This is a genomic window from Elusimicrobiota bacterium, from assembly GCA_016180815.1.
In the GTDB taxonomy this organism is placed as follows: domain Bacteria; phylum Elusimicrobiota; class Elusimicrobia; order JACQPE01; family JACQPE01; genus JACPAN01.
The window spans coordinates 59,734-75,477 of sequence record JACPAN010000011.1; the positions used below are offsets into that span (position 1 = coordinate 59,734).

The 15,744-nt window shown below is 54.9% G+C and carries 18 protein-coding genes; 17 read left to right on the plus strand and 1 reads right to left on the minus strand.

Translation table 11 applies throughout. The features are described 5' to 3' along the window. Position 1: 1 nt before the first annotated feature. The 6 genes from HYT79_06125 to HYT79_06150 are packed head-to-tail and all read left to right on the plus strand — an operon-like array spanning position 2 to position 4,741. A complete protein-coding gene (locus HYT79_06125) occupies positions 2-688 on the plus strand; it encodes a cytochrome c (GenBank protein ID MBI2070162.1) in 687 nt (228 codons plus the stop codon). Beyond that, the gene (locus HYT79_06130) at positions 682-1,623 is read left to right on the plus strand and encodes a heme A synthase (GenBank protein ID MBI2070163.1); all 942 of its coding nucleotides are present in this window, start codon (positions 682-684) and stop codon (positions 1,621-1,623) included. Before HYT79_06125 ends, HYT79_06130 begins: the two co-directional genes overlap by 7 nt. Next, a complete protein-coding gene (cyoE, locus tag HYT79_06135) occupies positions 1,623-2,552 on the plus strand; it encodes a protoheme IX farnesyltransferase (protein ID MBI2070164.1) in 930 nt (309 codons plus the stop codon). The genes HYT79_06130 and cyoE overlap by 1 nt, the downstream gene beginning before the upstream one ends. A gap of 31 nt (positions 2,553-2,583) precedes the next feature. Continuing rightward, entirely contained in the window at positions 2,584-3,534 is a 951-nt protein-coding gene (locus HYT79_06140; GenBank protein MBI2070165.1) for an ABC transporter ATP-binding protein, read from the plus strand. After that, positions 3,531-4,301 carry an ABC transporter permease gene (locus HYT79_06145; protein ID MBI2070166.1) on the plus strand — a complete coding sequence of 257 codons (771 nt, stop codon included), beginning with the start codon at positions 3,531-3,533 and terminating at the stop codon, positions 4,299-4,301. The genes HYT79_06140 and HYT79_06145 overlap by 4 nt, the downstream gene beginning before the upstream one ends. Beyond that, positions 4,298-4,741 carry a DUF420 domain-containing protein gene (locus HYT79_06150; GenBank protein MBI2070167.1) on the plus strand — a complete coding sequence of 148 codons (444 nt, stop codon included), beginning with the start codon at positions 4,298-4,300 and terminating at the stop codon, positions 4,739-4,741. The genes HYT79_06145 and HYT79_06150 overlap by 4 nt, the downstream gene beginning before the upstream one ends. Here the strand turns inward: HYT79_06150 and HYT79_06155 are convergent. Further along, positions 4,728-5,510, minus strand: coding sequence for a hypothetical protein (locus HYT79_06155; protein MBI2070168.1), 783 nt, complete (start codon positions 5,508-5,510; stop codon positions 4,728-4,730). The genes HYT79_06150 and HYT79_06155 overlap by 14 nt on opposite strands. Positions 5,511-5,596: 86 nt before the next feature. Between HYT79_06155 and HYT79_06160 the strand changes: the two genes are divergently transcribed. From HYT79_06160 to xth, 11 genes are all read left to right on the plus strand, one after another. Then, on the plus strand, positions 5,597-5,953 hold the full coding sequence (locus HYT79_06160; protein MBI2070169.1) for a hypothetical protein: 357 nt from the start codon (positions 5,597-5,599) through the stop codon (positions 5,951-5,953). Continuing rightward, complete coding sequence (tatC, locus tag HYT79_06165) at positions 5,950-6,687, plus strand: twin-arginine translocase subunit TatC (protein MBI2070170.1); 738 nt, start codon at positions 5,950-5,952, stop codon at positions 6,685-6,687. The genes HYT79_06160 and tatC overlap by 4 nt, the downstream gene beginning before the upstream one ends. Next, entirely contained in the window at positions 6,684-7,685 is a 1,002-nt protein-coding gene (locus tag HYT79_06170; GenBank protein ID MBI2070171.1) for an NAD(P)-dependent oxidoreductase, read from the plus strand. The genes tatC and HYT79_06170 overlap by 4 nt, the downstream gene beginning before the upstream one ends. After that, positions 7,676-8,071, plus strand: coding sequence for a hypothetical protein (locus tag HYT79_06175; GenBank protein MBI2070172.1), 396 nt, complete (start codon positions 7,676-7,678; stop codon positions 8,069-8,071). The genes HYT79_06170 and HYT79_06175 overlap by 10 nt, the downstream gene beginning before the upstream one ends. Then, a complete protein-coding gene (locus HYT79_06180; GenBank protein ID MBI2070173.1) occupies positions 8,064-8,966 on the plus strand; it encodes a hypothetical protein in 903 nt (300 codons plus the stop codon). Before HYT79_06175 ends, HYT79_06180 begins: the two co-directional genes overlap by 8 nt. 3 nt (positions 8,967-8,969) lie before the next feature. Continuing rightward, positions 8,970-9,482: a class IV adenylate cyclase gene (locus tag HYT79_06185; protein MBI2070174.1), complete on the plus strand. Its 513-nt coding sequence runs from the start codon at positions 8,970-8,972 to the stop codon at positions 9,480-9,482. Next, positions 9,475-10,812 carry an FAD-dependent oxidoreductase gene (locus tag HYT79_06190; protein MBI2070175.1) on the plus strand — a complete coding sequence of 446 codons (1,338 nt, stop codon included), beginning with the start codon at positions 9,475-9,477 and terminating at the stop codon, positions 10,810-10,812. The genes HYT79_06185 and HYT79_06190 overlap by 8 nt, the downstream gene beginning before the upstream one ends. After that, entirely contained in the window at positions 10,802-12,256 is a 1,455-nt protein-coding gene (locus HYT79_06195; GenBank protein ID MBI2070176.1) for an FAD-binding oxidoreductase, read from the plus strand. Before HYT79_06190 ends, HYT79_06195 begins: the two co-directional genes overlap by 11 nt. A gap of 37 nt (positions 12,257-12,293) precedes the next feature. Further along, positions 12,294-13,046, plus strand: coding sequence for a hypothetical protein (locus HYT79_06200; GenBank protein ID MBI2070177.1), 753 nt, complete (start codon positions 12,294-12,296; stop codon positions 13,044-13,046). Next, on the plus strand, positions 13,036-14,160 hold the full coding sequence (gene thiO / locus HYT79_06205; GenBank protein ID MBI2070178.1) for a glycine oxidase ThiO: 1,125 nt from the start codon (positions 13,036-13,038) through the stop codon (positions 14,158-14,160). Before HYT79_06200 ends, thiO begins: the two co-directional genes overlap by 11 nt. 791 nt (positions 14,161-14,951) lie before the next feature. Then, positions 14,952-15,731, plus strand: coding sequence for an exodeoxyribonuclease III (gene xth, locus HYT79_06210; protein MBI2070179.1), 780 nt, complete (start codon positions 14,952-14,954; stop codon positions 15,729-15,731). Positions 15,732-15,744 lie beyond the last annotated feature (13 nt).

Genomic DNA, 15,744 nt, shown 5'->3' on the forward strand with positions numbered 1-15,744 from the left:
GATGAACAGGCATTTATTGTTGATGCTTCCGGTTTTATTCGTTCTGGCTTCTTGCCAACGGGCGCGGACTCCGGTTGAGCGCGGCCGCGCGGTTTTCAACGGGTTCGGCTGCTCCAGTTGCCACCGCATCGGCAATCAAGGCGGCGTGCTGGGTCCTGACTTGACGTTTATCGGTTTCAGGAAAAGCAAGGAGTGGCTCGGCTTGTGGCTTAAGAATCCCCACGGCTGGAAAAACAATACGCTGATGCCCAATTTCAATTTGGCGGAGGGCACGAGGAATGATTTAGTCGAGTATTTGGCGGCGCTTCGCGGCCAGGATTTCGACGGCCATCGTCCTTGGGATGCCGAGCATCTGGCGGAAAATCCTATCGAGCGCGGCAAAGTGATTTTCGCGCGCGCCGGCTGCGTGGGTTGCCATGGCGTGGGCGGGGTGGGCGGTTATCCCAACAACAATGTCGTCGGCGGGCAAATTCCGGCTTTGATTTTCGTTGCCGATGGTTATTCCAAGGATGAACTGAAGGAGCGCATCAGGGAAGGCAAAGTTTCGGACAAGGAAAATCCCAAATTGTCCGCTCCGATGATCGAAATGCCGAAGTGGGGGGAAGTTTTAGAGGAACATGAAATGGATGCCTTGGTCGAGTATTTGTATTCGATTCGCCCGGCCAAGGCAGCCGGAGAAGAGTGGTAGAACGAGATCGAGCCCGTTGGCTTCATCGTTACAGTATTTTTGTAGCCGTTGCTTGCTTTATCCTTGTCATCGCCGGCGGCCTTGTGACCAGCACGGGTTCCGGTTTGGCCGTCCCTGATTGGCCTCTTTCCTACGGCCGGTTCTTTCCACCCATGGAAGGCGGAGTTTTTTATGAGCACGGGCACCGCTTGGTGGCTGCGAGCGTGGGTTTCCTAACCGCGATTCTTGCGTTTTGGCTTTGGTTTGGGCAGGAAAAGAGATTCATGAAAGTTTTGGGTGTTGTCGCCTTGGGGATGGTCATTTCCCAGGCTGTTTTGGGCGGTTTGACGGTTCTTTATAAGCTGCCGGTCCCCGTGTCCGTTGGCCATGCGCTGATGGGCCAGGTATTTTTTTCTTTATTGACCGTCATCGCCGCTTTAACAAAAAATAGTGACAGACACCATTGTCCCCTTTTTTATGATCAGTGGTTGCGTTTTTTGTCTTTGACATCCGTGGGCGTTGTTGTTGTTCAGCTTTTTCTCGGCGCTTTGATGCGCCACGCAGGAGCCGGTTTGGCCATTCCCGACTTTCCTTTGGCCTTCGGGCAAGTCATCCCGCCGCTTCATGACTCGTTGGTCCGTTTGCATTTCAGCCATCGTATCGGGGCGATGATTGTTTCCTGTGTTTTGGGCGCCACGATTCTCTATGGACTGCGCCGTTTTCGCGGCGATTCATCGATTCGGGGCGCGGTCCTTCGTTTGGCTGTTTTGCTATGCGTTCAAGTCATATTGGGAGCCTGCACGATTTGGTCGGCCAAGGCCACGGTCATGGCCACCGCGCATGTGGCCGTGGGCGCGCTTATTTTGGCTCAGAGCATTGTTCTGACATTATCGGCTTTTCGGGATGCGCGCTCCCAATCCCAAGCTTTTCCATTGACGTTGCAGGCGGTTTCATAATGGCCGCCGCCGCTCAAGAACAGCAACTAGCGCCCGCTCAAGAGTTGATTCGTCCCGGCCTTTCCACCGTTGTTTCGAGGCTGGCCGATTATGGCGAGTTGATCAGGCCCAGGCTTAATTTTTTGGTTGTGCTGACCACCTTGATCGGCTTTCAATTCGGCCTAGAAGGTGAAATGCCTTTCTTGGGGCTCATCCATCTTTTGTTGGCGACCGCGCTTCTAGCCGGAGGCTCCAGCGCTTTAAATCAGTTGATCGAACAAGACACCGACGCCCGGATGCGCAGGACTCAAGGCCGCCCTATTCCGGCCGGGCGATTAAATTCGGAGCAGGCGTTTGTGTTCGGCATGACCTTGTCCGTCACCGGTTTTGCCTGCCTTGTTTTAGCCAGCAATTGGCTGACCGCGGCTTTAGGGGCCTTGACCTGGTCCAGCTATTTGCTGGCTTACACGCCGCTTAAAAAACGAACCCCCTGGGCTTTGTACATCGGGGCCGTGCCGGGCGCGCTGCCGCCGGTGATGGGTTGGACCGCGGCTCAGGGGCATTTGGGCTTGGGCGCCGTTTTTTTGTTCACGATTTTATTTTTCTGGCAAATTCCTCATTTTTTGGCCATCGCTCTGATGCACCGCGAAGATTACGGGCGCGCTGGGCTGCCGTTATTTCCGTTGATCGATCCCAATTTAAAGCGCACCGGGCGTCATATTGTTTTTGCGACACTGGCGCTTTTCGGCGTCAGCGCAGCGGTTGCTTTCTGCGGTTTAGCCGGCGCAAGCTACTTGTCGGCTGCGTTGATTTTGGGCGTTGTCTTCGGCGCGCTGGCCATCGCCTGCGCGCGAGAGAAAACAACGCTTTATGCCAGGTATCTTTTTCTTTTTTCCATCGTTTATTTGCCGGTTCTTTTGGCTCTATTGGCTTTTGATAAAAACGTTTAAACCGGCGGCAGCTGTTGGAATTCGGCGTCAAATGAATAATGTTGTATCGGACACAACCGTGGATATTCACAATCTCGGTTTCGTTTATCCCTTGGCCAAGGGTTTTGCTTTGGATGGATTCAGTCTTAAGGTTAATCGGGGGGAAATCGTAGGGGTCTTGGGACCCAACGGCAGCGGCAAAACGACTTTGTTTCGGTTATTGTCCACTTCATTGGCGCCGCAGAGAGGGGATGCCCGCATGTCGGGATTTGATTTACGCAACAAGTGCCGGGAACTTCGTTTGAAATTGGGCGTGGTGTTTCAGCGCCCAGCGCTCGATCAAAAATTGACGGTCATTGAAAATCTTTTGATCCAGGGTAATCTTTACGGGCTTTCCGGCCCTCTGCTTCAACACCGGGTTAAAGAGGCCTTGGCGCGCTTCGGGTTGGAGGGCCGGGGGAACGACAGGGTCGGCATTCTTTCCGGGGGGTTGGCGAGGAGGGTGGAACTTGCCAAAAGTTTGCTGCATGAGCCTGAAATTTTAATCATGGATGAGCCTTCAACGGGGCTTGACCCCGGCGCGCGCCTTGAGCTTTGGCGCTGCTTGAAGGAACTCTCCCGGGAGCGCAAAACCACGATTCTGTTGACCACGCATTTGATTGATGAGGCTGAGCGCTGCGACCGCGTGGGCTTGATCGACGGCGGCCGCCTGGTGGTTTTAGGCGCGCCCGGGGAGTTAAAAAGCGCCGTCGGCGGCGATGTTTTAAAAATTGAGTCTGATTTAGCCCAGGAGCTTTGCGGGGAAATCAAAAAGCGTTTTGCGGGCGAACCTCGCGTTATCGACGGCGACGTTTATTTGGAGCGTGAACGGGCGCATGAGTTCATCCCTGCGTTGATGGGGGCCTTGGGATCGATGATTCGATCCGTGGCTTTTTCCAGGCCTACTCTCGAGGATGTGTTCATGCATTACACCGGGCGCCGGTTGACGGCGGACCAGGGATGAAAGCGGCGTTTTTTCTGGCGGCGGGGGCCTTATGGCGGCGCGAGCTTTTGCGTTTTTATCGCGACAAAAGTCGGGTGATCGGCGCTTTAGTCCCGCCGTTTCTATTTTGGTTTTTAATCGGTTCGGGTTTGAATAAATCCTTCCGCTTGCCCGGAGCCGCTGATTCCGTCGATTACCTCGAGTATTTTTTTCCGGGAACCGTGGTTTTGATCCTGCTGTTCACCGCGATTTTTTCCACGATTTCCATTATTGAGGACCGGCGTGAGGGTTTTCTTCAGTCCGTACTCATCGCGCCCGTGCCTCGCTCCGCGATCGCCTTGGGCAAGATTTTGGGCTCCACCACCTTGGCCCTCCTGCAGGCGTTGCCTTTTTTGCTGTTGGCGCCTGTTATGGGTTTTAACTTAAGCGCCGAGGCGTTTTGGTGGGGATTGACGGCTTTGATTTTGGTGGCCTTGGGCCTCTCAAGCCTGGGTTTCTGCCTGGCTTGGATGATGGAATCCACCCAGGGTTTTCACGCGATCATGAATCTCTTTTTGATTCCCCTGTGGCTTCTTTCGGGAGCCTTGTTCCCAGCCTCAGGAGCTTCACCTTGGGTCGCTTTGGTGATGAAATTAAACCCGGTGACTTACGGCGTTGCGGCTCTTCAACAGACTTTGCTTGATCCATCAACCTTAGGTTCCTTGCCCTCGTTGGGAACATGCCTGGCGTCGATCTCATTGTTTAATTTGGCCGTTTTTATTGCGGCTGTGCGCATTGCCCAAAAATGAGCTTATCAATGCTGCCGGCATTTAATGCCGGTTTAAACGCAACGAGCGCCGTATTATTAGTTTTGGGGTATCTCTTTGTTCGCCGTCATCATATCAACGCCCATCGCGCGGCCATGGGCGCGGCGTTCATCACCTCGACGATTTTTTTGATCTCTTACCTGATTTATCATGCGCAGGTCGGTTCGGTCCGGTTTCAGGGGCAGGGGCCGATCCGCATTCTCTATTTCGCGATTTTAATTTCGCATACGATTTTGGCGGTCGTCATTGTGCCGATGATTTTGCGCACGCTGTATCTGGCCGTTAAGAAGCGTTTTGCCGAGCACCGGCGGATTGCTCGCTGGGCTCTCCCCTTGTGGCTTTATGTTTCCGTGACGGGCGTGACCGTCTATTTGATGCTTTACCGGCTCAACGCATCAAGCGCGCGCTTTAACGGTCCCTAAGCGCCCGGCGCCAATTGAGACCCTCCCGGCACAACCAAGACGCGCCCCTGAAGGCTCGGCAGGTTTCCAATGTCTGCAATGCCGGAACTTCGCAACTTCGGTCTAATTGAGGAAGCCGCCTCCAATAATTGGTGAAGGTCACGGTGCGGGTGACGGCGATTTGGCAGGCGCAAACCGCGTCCACGCTGCGTTGGGAGCCCTCTTCATTATGTTCGTCATGATCGATCAGGCGGCCGCGGGGATCGCCGGCATGGATCAGCTCGTGAACGATGCTGCGGACGCTCGGCGTGATCTCTTGGCCGCTGCTGTTTTTGGTGGCCAGGCAAATGATCACTTGGCGGCCCCGGTGTTCGGTTGAGCCCCGGCGGGTGCCCATGGGGTCCATGGCCCGCACAATCGTCAGGCGAGGAAGCGCGTTTTCCGTATTGTCCGCGATCTCCTCGTTTAAACCGCGCAATTCGGTTTGGATGAGGCGGATGGCCTCTTCGATATTAACGCGCGCTTCGTCGTCAAAGCGCCGGTCGATGCAAAGACCGGCCGGCCGCCGCGCCCGGCGTTTGGCCTCATCGCGATTTTCATTGGCGCAACTGCTGATGACTCGGCCGTCTTGAATATAGGGTTCGATGGCCACATCGTCGATGCAGTTCTCCTCATGCTCTTCGGAATCATTGTCCAGTTCCGCGACGGCCCCTTCCTGGGCGCGCAGCAACGGTCCGTCGGCGGCCGCCGCCATCAAGCTTGCGGACAGCAAGAGCGCGTTTTTCCTCATCAATCAATACGTTAACGCTAAAAAAGGGCCGCCGCCAGGACAGCCCCGGTTTCCGGGGACGCTTGTTATAATCAAAAGACAAAGCTATGTTTGAGTACGATCTTGCCGACAAACAAGTCCTTTTGGTTCTAAACCCCGAGCTTTTGGAAATTCTTAAGGGCGTCGGCATCACCGGGTCGCCGCTGTTCGGCAAAGTCCATAAAATGGAGCAAAACGGCCTATGGCTTGATAGCGCTCAATTTCCGCTCTGCCCCATCAATATTAAAAGAATTTACGACGCGAGAGGCGTCGTGCGCTGCCATGCTCATGTGTTTATACCGGCGGTCGCCATTGTTTCCGTGGCGACGTTTCCGGACAGCCCGATCGAGCCGCCCGAGGACTCCGGGTTCAGTCAAATCGGTTTTTTAACGCCTCAGGTCAAAAAGGCGGCGCGTAAGCCATGAGCGATCGCGTAATGACCCTGACCCAACACTTGACGGAGCTGAGATCGCGGCTATGGGTGATTATTGCGGCTTTTGCGGCGGGCGCCGCAGCCGTCTATGCATGGTCCCCGGCTATTCTTGATTATTTTTCCGCGACCATGGGCCCTTTTATTTTTTTAACCCCCGCCGGAGCGCTCTTGGCCCGGCTCAAAATCGCGGCTGCGGGCGGTTTTTTTCTTTCTTTGCCCGTGATGTTGTTTGAGCTTTGGCGTTTTGTTTCCTTGGGGTTGACCTCCGGAGAGCGAAGGCTGATGGCGTGGTTTTTGCCCGCGGCTGTGGGCCTTTTCGCGGCCGGCGCGGCGTTGGCTGTTTTCATCGTAGCTCCGACGGCTTATCGTTTTTTATTGAGCTTCGGCTCCGAGGGTTTAAAGCCCATGATTACGGTTGAGGCCTATCTTGCCTTCGCCCTGTTCCTGGCCTTCTCCTTCGGCCTTGTTTTTGAAATGCCGCTGGCCGTTGTTGCGCTGGGGAAAATGGGGTTGATCAGCCATGCGCGCTTGGCCGGCCTTCGAAAAGGGATTTATTTGGGCATCCTCATCGCCGCGGCCGTACTGACGCCGGGGCCGGATATCATCTCCCAGATTCTATTGGCCGTGCCGACGATTGTTCTTTTTGAGCTGTCGTTGTTTTTCTTGCGCTGGGAAGGCGTTGGCCGGAGCGTTGCTAAAGAAGTTTTTTCCGAGGAGGCGACATGACAAAAGAAACCGTTTTAGTGACCGGAGCCTGCGGATTCGTGGGCTCGCACATGGTGGAGCATTTGCTTGGGAAAGGTTATGCGGTGGTGGCCAGCGATCATCCGCGCGCCTCTTTAAACGGGTTGAAGGGCCGCGCGCCTTTTGTGCCTATTGATTTGACCAAACCCGAGACATTGGAGCCGTTGAATCAGTATTCGTTTCAGAGGGTTTTTCATATCGCCGGCCTTTTTGACTATACGGCTCCCTGGCAGCGCCTTTATGAGGTTAATTGTCTGGGAACCAGGAATCTTTTGCAGGCGCTGGCCAATAATAAAAGCGCTTTAAAAAGCGTCGTGGTCTGGAGCTCGGGCAGCGTGTACGGCAAAAGTTTCAGAAGAGAACCCATCAACGAAAACGAGCCCCCTCAGCCCATCAACGATTATGAGCGCTCGAAGCTTTTGGGCGAACAGGAAGCGCTGAAATTCCATCAGGAGCAAGGCCTCCCGGTTGTTGTGATCCGGCCGGCGGCCATTTACGGGCCCAGAAGCCGCTACGGCCTTGCGGTTCCTATTTTTATGATCAAGAAATGGCTGTTGCGATTCATTCCGGGCAAGGGGGACTTTATCGGCGGGTACGCGCATGTTGATGATATCGTGGGCGGAGCCGAGTTTCTGAGCGGGCGGCCCGAAGCCGTGGGCCAGGTGTTCAACATTTCCGACGATTCCAACATGTCCGTTGGCGATTCCATTATGCTCACCGCTAAAATTATGGGAGCGTACATGCTGCCCATTCATTTTCCGATTACGCCCATTAAAATTACCGCCTTCATTGATCAAACCGTCAGCCGTTGGCTGGGCCGCAGGCCGACCTTGGAGCGGGATTTGATCGGGTACTTGGACCGGGATTCCTGGATGGACAACACAAAATTAAAAGGCTTGGGCTATCAGCTCAAATATCCGTCTTTAACAAAGGGATTGCCCGAGGTGATCGGCTGGTATAAACAGCAGGGATGGCTTTAATGGACGCGCAATTAGCCAGTTTTGCTTTGGACATCCCCATTCTTTTGCCGGCGTTTGGCTATGTGGCTGGGCGTTTGGGCAAGACCAAAAAGACGGGTTATTTGCTTTACGGGATCACGCTGTTGGGTTTTTGGCTGATCGCCGGCGGTCTGTATTTTAATTTCATTTCCATAGAGTTTTTACCGGGGGGCGCCGGGCAAGGCAATCATTTCATGTGGAATTCGGGCATCGAGGTTTTAGGCGCCAACCCCTTGATTGTTTTTCCGGAACCTTCTTATGCGCATTTCTGGTCCGCGCCGAATCTCTTGGCCATGATCGCATTTGCATTCGTTTACCCGGCCATTCTTTGGTTCGGTTTTAAAAAAGGCCGCTCCTCTCTTGCCTGACGTTAAGGCTCCGGTTTTTTATAACTGTTGGAACAAGAACGTCGTTTGCGCTTTTAAAACAGACGACGGCGACGAATTCTTCGCCACATTCGGCAAGCACTCCGAGCATTTCCCCCTTTACGGAGCCTCTTACGATAATGTCATGCTGTACAACCGGACAAAAGGCGTCGGGTACGGCTTAACCGTCCCCGTGATGCTCGGGCTTGAGACGAGTCTTGAGGGGAACCGTTTCCGCGTGGCGTATCGCGGCGATTTGACGTGCTACGATGGCGGCCGAGCCGGACCCAGCGTGCCCGTTGCCGTCGATCTTCAATTTCAGGCCCAGCCGACCAGAACCGACCTTTTTTTCTTAAAAAGACTTCTGCCGATCCGCAGCCGTTTTATCCCGGGCGCTATTTTTAACAACAAAATCATCAGGGGAGCGGGGCCCGGCTCCATCACCATCGGCGGGATTCGCCAGGGTGTTTCTGCCAATTTTTGCTCGGGCCATCTGGAAAACGGTCAATCGAGCCTGCTGACCCGGCGCGCCTGGGTGATTCCCTATCGCTATTTAGGTTTGCTCAAAGATGATTCAACAACCGTGTCGTTTTATTTTAATTGGGCCATTCATCCCTTCAAGGCCCGGACGCTTGAGGAGCGATTGGTCAATCAAGTCAAAAAGCGGATCAAAAAAGAAGTTTTATACCGCCATGACGGCCGGCGCTTCAGCGTGAGCCATCGCCGGCCCGAGGATCTCGACACCGAATATATTCGCGAGCTTTTCATCAATCCTTTTCCGATGGGCGAATTTGGATTTTCAAGAAGCTTCATCGAAGCTTCGGGCCCCGGCGCAAGCCGGTGGTACGGCATTCTTGAAGATTTTACCCATCCGGATATCAACGGCTTGAGTGCGTGAGTAGTGACCAATATCGAGATTAAGCTTCGATGCCTGCCTGATTTTCAGCCGCACGTTTGGTTGGCCCGCCTTGATTTGAAAACTTCAGGTCAGGAAATCCAACAGGAAGATATTTATTTTTACGTTACCCGCGGGCGGTTGAAATTGCGCCGGACGGGCCGGACGGCCTGTTTGATTCGTTATGAGCGCAGCGACGAATCCAAAGGCCGTGAAAGCCGTTATGAAATCGTCAACGTGGACGATGGGGAAGCCATGAAAAATATCCTGGCCGAACATTTGGGCATTCGGGCGGTTGTTAAAAAAAGGCGGCTGGTTTATTTTTGGAAAAATGTGCGTCTGCATGTCGACGAGGTCGATGGGCTTGGGCGATTTATCGAGATCGAATCCGTTACGGGCGAGGGTATTTCAAAAAACGAGGCCGACGAAAATTTTAACGAGGTTTATCAAGCGATCCCGCAAGGAACGGCCGTCCCGGTCGCCCAGTCTTACGGCGAGCTTGTGTTGAACAATGGTTGACGTTGTCGTCGTCGGCGGCGGCATCACCGGAGCCGGGATTCTTAGGGATTTGGTTCAGCGGGGATTCTCCGCCGTCCTCATCGAGATGGGCCGTCCGGGCGGCAAAACAACCGCGATCTCAAGCGGGCTGATTCACGGCGGCCTGCGTTATCTTCCCTATGATTATCAAACCACGCATCACTGCTGCGTCGAGGCCGGAATTATCAAGCGTTTGGCGCCTCAATTGCTCAGGCGTCAGATTTTTTTATGGCCCGTTTACCGCGGCCAGACCACGGGCATGGAATTGGTCGAGTCTTTGCTGGAGGGCTACGATGATTTGGGCCCGTTGAAATACGCGAAACCGCGAGTGCGCTTGAGCAGGGATGAGGCGTTGGCGCTTGAGCCCGGGTTCAAGACAGAGGGGCTTATCGGGGCGGTGACCTTCGATGAATGGGCCATTGACCCATACGGCCTGGTTGATTTGAATATTGAGTCCGCCCGCCGTTCGGGGGCTCGTCTGGTGACCGGAGCCAAAGTCGGCGCCTTCATTAAAGAAGGCGGCCGAATCACCGGGGTTCGCGTGAAGTCAAAAGAGGGGGGAGCCGAGGAAGAGATTCGCGGGCGCCTCGTGATCAACGCCACGGGCCCTTGGGCCCAAGAATTGGCGACCCTAGCTGGGGCGTCTTCGGTCAAGCTGACCCCAAGGAAAGGAGTGCATTTGATTTTGAAACGGCGGAATCTTTCTTATGGGGCCCTGTTTCCGGACATCACCGGGCGTTATATCGGCGTTTATCCCCGAGGGGAAGACTGCTGGATCGGCCCCACGGATGATCCTTTTGAGGGACTTCCGGGAGAGGAAGGGGTGACGGATGAGGAAAAAGACCGGTTGATCCGGTCGTTCAAAAATTATTTTCCGCGGCATGAAATCGGCGAAGCGCGTTTTGCCGTGGGTTTGAGGCCGATTCTTCATCAACCGGGATTTTCAAAATGGTTGAGCCGCGATTATGAAATTTTCGACCACGAAACTCTTGATCATTTGGGCGGTTTGATCACGGTGACCGGAGGCAAGCTGACCGTTTACCGGCTCATGGCTGAGGATGCCGTTGATTTGGTGGAGGAGAAACTCGGCGCCCGCAAACCCTGCCGCAGTTACAAGGAAGCGCTGGAAGAAGGCGCCGGGCCGATCGGCGTTGCAATCCCAGACTTTCAAAAGACGGAATCAGGCCGTTTTTCTATGATTGTGTCCTCATTGGCCCGTCTTGTTTATTTTTGGCTGAGGCATTGGATCCGGCGCATGGCCGGAGCAAAAAGAGCCGGGCTGGCTGTTTTTCGGGAAACTTATGCCAAGTGAGCTCGCCGCCAAAGACCTGAGCGCTATTTTATCTCCCGATTCCATTATTGAAGACGATTCCGTCCGCCGGCAATTAACTCGGGACTGGTGGAGCCAGACTCTGTGGTGGGATGCGGGCAAAATCAGCGAACATGCCCCAAGTCTTGTTCTGCGGCCCAATAACGAAGACGAGCTGGCGCGCGTGCTGGCTTGGGCCAATGAGCGCGGCGTCATCGTGGTGCCCAGGGGCGGAGGCTCCGGCGTCAGCGGCTCGGCCATCCCCTCCAACAGGGACGCGGTGATGCTGGAGACTCTGCGTTTGAATAAGATGACCGGCCTTGAAGGATCGGGTTCCCAGGGCGAGGTCACGGTCGGCGCGGGCATTTTAGGCGGAGAGCTTGAGGCGGCGCTCAATCAAAAGGGCTGGTCGCTGATGCACTTTCCCGCTTCGCTGGAGATATCCACGGTGGGCGGCTGGATTGCCTGCGGCTCCTATGGGCAGTTGTCCACCCTTTACGGCGGTATCGACGCTCAAACGAAAAAATTACGCGTGGCCCTGCCCGGCGGCTCGCTCAAAGAAACCCCTCCCGACGCCTTGATGCTCAGCGAAGGCTCCTTGGGCGTCGTCACCGAGGCGACGCTCAAATTGCGGCGGTTGCCGAAAAAACATTTTTTCTTATCCTGCGAAATGAATTCCGCGTCCGAAGGCTTGGATTTCGTCCGAAGCCTGATCCGTCAAGGGTTGAAACCCGCTGTCGTGCGTTTTTACGATCCATTGGAGGCCAAGTCCGCGGGCTTGGCTTACGAGAAAAAGCCGTTGTTCAACGAAGAAGCCCGTTTTAAGTTGCGCGTTTTTCTGCTCAAGCACCCGACCCTGGTCCGCTGGTTCCGGAAAAGTTTGTCCGGCAAACGGTGGCTGCTGGTCATGATTTTCGAGGATAGCCAGGAAAATGTTTACCGGGAAACGGCCCGGCAGATTAAAGCCAAGCAAATGAGCACGAGCGAGAAATCGGCCCAGGTTTGGATCGCCAAGCGTTCCCAGTGGAATACGGAAAAAATGACCCTTTTGTTTAATGCCGGCTGCTTTGTGGATACCTTGGACACTTGGGGCCCTTGGGATAAACTGCCTCAAATTTACGCGGAGGTAATCCGGACCGCTTCGCCTTATGCCATTGCCATGGGCCATGCCTCCCATTTTACGGAGCAAGGCGGCTGCCTGTATTTTATTTTTGCCGGACGGGGTCGCTCGCGCGAAGAAAGCGTGCGCCTGCATCAAAAAGTCTGGTCGTCGGCCATGGAAGCCGTCATCGCCTCCGGCGGTCTCGTCAATCACCATCATGGCGTCGGCTACGCCAAATTGCCCTGGCTGCGCCACGCTTATGCGCCCGGATTCTTCGAGGGTTTAAAGAATAGGAAGAAGACGTTCGATCCCAAGGGAATCATGAACCCGGGAAAAATTTTGTGACGACAATTATTGAATCAGGCTTAGCCATCGTCTGTTTGTGATTAAACTTTTCGCTCATCGGGGCGGCGCTCTAAATTGGGCTGAGAATACGTTGGAGGCCTTCGAGTCCGCGGCTCAAGCCGGCGCCGACGGCATTGAATGCGATATTCGCCTCACGGCGGATGACGAGCCCGTTATCTTTCATGATCTTAATTTAAAACGTCTGACGGGGGTAAACCTTAGGGTGGATCGATTAACTTGGAAAGAAATTTCAAATCATAAAGTCTTGGGCCGTCACAAAATTCCGCACATGGAGGATGTGTTCGTTTTTTTGCAGAAACATCCCGGTCTCATCTGCTATTTTGATTTTCAAAGCCCGACCGCGAAATTGGCCGAAGTCGCGGCCAGGGCGCTGGCTAAAACTTCGTTGGTCGATCGGTGCTACCTATTGGGTTTTTACTCAGAATCAGCGGACTTTTTGTTGTGGGCGCGGTCCGTCGCGCCGCGCGTCCGGATCGCGCTGATGCCTGAAACCCCCTGGAAGTTTTTGGAAAAGGCCCAACGCGTCGGGGCCGAGGCCATGGCCTTCGGCTGGGACCAGAGTTGGTGGGGGAGACCCTTGATCCGCGCCCTGTCCGGCTTGGTTGACTTGAAAAGCGAAGTGGAGACAGCCAGGAAGGCCGGGCTGTTCGTGGCCGGCGGCATTGCTGATACGCCCGGGGAAATGCGCTGGTTTTTGGATTTTGGCGTCGATGGCATCTGGACCGACGACGTGTTGTTGGCTAATAAGGTGTTGGGACGTGAACGCTGACATTTGCATCGTGGGCGGCGGCGTTGTGGGCGCAGCGGCCGCCTATTACCTATCGTTGGAAAAAATGCGCGTCCTGGTTCTTGAGCGCGATCAGGTGGGCCAGCACGCATCTCAAGGCGCGGTCGGGTTTTTAACCATCGACACCGTTCCCTTTACGCACGATATGCTGCGCAAAGCAGCCATCCAAAGCCGCAGAGATTATCATTCCCTGGCCGGCAAATTTAAGGAAACCTGCGGCGTTGATATCGAGCTTGAAGAATGCGGGACCTTGAGGGTGGCCATGAACGAGGCTGATCTGGCCGCGCTTCAAAAAGAAATCGAATGGCATCGCCGCCATGTGGCCTCGGTCGAATTTTTATCCGCCGGCCAAGTCAAAAAGCGTTTCCCGGCCATCGGCGCGGATATCGCGGGCGGCTTTTTTTATCCGGAAGATATTCAGGTGACGAGCTCGCGCGTGACCGCGGCCTTTCGCGCGGCGGCCGAACAATTGGGCGCGGTGTTTATGCAGCAGACGCCCGTGGAGCGCTGGGAAACGGCCGGGGGACGCATCGCCGCCGTAAGAGCAGGGGAACGCCGCTTCGAAGCCGGCCGATTTATTCTAGCCGCGGGCCCTTGGTCCGAAGAATTGGGGCGCTTGCTCGGCCTGCATGTGCCGGTTTATCCGGTGCGCGGGCAGTTGTTGATTTTTGAGATGAAGGAGCGGTTTCTGCCCTGCCCCGTTATCGCGGGCGGCGCGCATGAGTTGTATTATTTAGGACCAAAGCCCGAAGGCGTGATCTACGCCGGTACCACGCTTGAGGAGGCGGGCTTTGAAGAGACGTGTACGGACGAGGCTCTGGAGAGAATCGGTCAAGAGGTGGCGAAACTTGTTCCGCGCGTTAATGAACTGCCGGTCAAAGGCTCTTGGGCGGGTTTGCGTCCCGCGACCAAGGACAAGCTGCCCATGATCGGCCGGGCTCCGGGATGGGAAAATTTGTGGCTAGCCACAGGGCACTTTCGCAAAGGCGTGTTGTTGGCGCCGTTTACGGGCCGCGTGATCGCGGATTTGATCGCCGGACGCGCGAGCGCCTTGCCTATTGAAGAATTTTCGCCGGCTAGATTCGCCATCCGGTAACATCGCCATGATCGACACGCACGCGCATTTGAATTTTTCCTCATTCGATCAGGATCGCGATGGGGTGATCAGCCGGGCCTTCGGCTGCGGAGTAACGCATATCGTTGAAATCGCGGATGAGCCCGAAGAATGGGAAGCGGCGCTCAGTCTTGTCCGCCGGTATCCCGGGCGCATGGCTTGCGCTTGGGGGTTCCATCCGCATCATGCCGCTGCGTTGACCGGTGAACATCTTGAAACCCTGAAGAAAAATTTAAGCCGTTCTGAAATCGTTGCTTTGGGTGAAATCGGCATTGATTACGCCAAAAGCGAGGCTGCTCCGGAGATTCAAAAAAAGGCGCTGGGCGAACTGCTGGCGTTGGCGGTTGAAGCAGGCAAACCCATCGTCCTTCATTGCCGCGAAGGGCGGCTGGGGTTAAGAAGCCAGAACGGCGACGCGTATCGCGATCTGTTCGGGGTTGTGGAAGCTGTTGTGGGTCCCGGCAAAGGCCGGCGCCGTTTTCGTGGCGTTTTGCATTGTTTTTCAGGAAGCGAGAATGATGCCCGGCGTGCGAACGATTTCGGCTTAGCGCTAGGCGTGGACGGGCCCATCACTTACCCTAAGAATAATGATTTGCGCCAAGCGATTTTAAGCGCGGGTCTTGATCGCATCGTTCTGGAGACGGACAGCCCCTTCTTGCCGCCGCAATCCATTTGCCCGGTCCGTGGCCGCGTTGTTCGGCGTTTCCGTCGAGGAGGTCGCGCGGCGGACCACGCAGAACGCGAGCGATCTTTTTGGGCTATCATAATCCGCGATGAAAGTTTGGCGCATTTTTTCTTGGAACGTCAACGGCTTGAGGGCCGTGGCCAGAAAAGGAAATTTTCAGGATTTTATGATGAAGGAAGAGCCGGATATTTGCTGTTTTCAGGAAACCAAAGCTCATCCCGATCAGCTTGGGCCGGACATTAAGAGTATCGACGGTTACCGGGCCGAGTTTCAATGGGCTCAAAAAAAGGGTTACAGCGGCGTCGCTACGTATACCAGGGTTGAGCCCGCCCAGGTCACGGGCGGCATGGGTTTTGACCGCTATGACCGGGAAGGCCGCGTGCTGATCCACCAATACCCGGACTTCACGCTGTTCAATGTTTATTTTCCCAACGGCAAACAGAGCGAGGAGCGTTTGGATTTTAAAATGTCGTTTTATCGCGATTTTTTGCAGATGCTCAAGAATTACCGGGCGAACGGTCAAAAAAATTTGGTCGTTTGCGGGGACGTCAACACCGCGCACACGGAAATCGATTTGGCCCGGCCCAAGGAAAACGCCAAGATATCGGGATTTCTGCCTCAGGAACGGGTTTGGATCGACGAGTTGATCGGCGCCGGTTTTCTGGACACCTTCCGCGAGTTTGAAAAAGGCCCCGGTCACTACACCTGGTGGGATATGCAGACGCGCGCCAGGGAGAGGAACGTGGGCTGGCGCATCGATTATTTTTTCATTTCTCAAGAGCTCCGTCCGCATTTAGCAGGCGCTTCGATTTTGTCCCGGGTCGAGGGTTCGGATCACTGCCCGGTAGGCATTGAGCTTGCTTTCTAATCTGGTCATAATG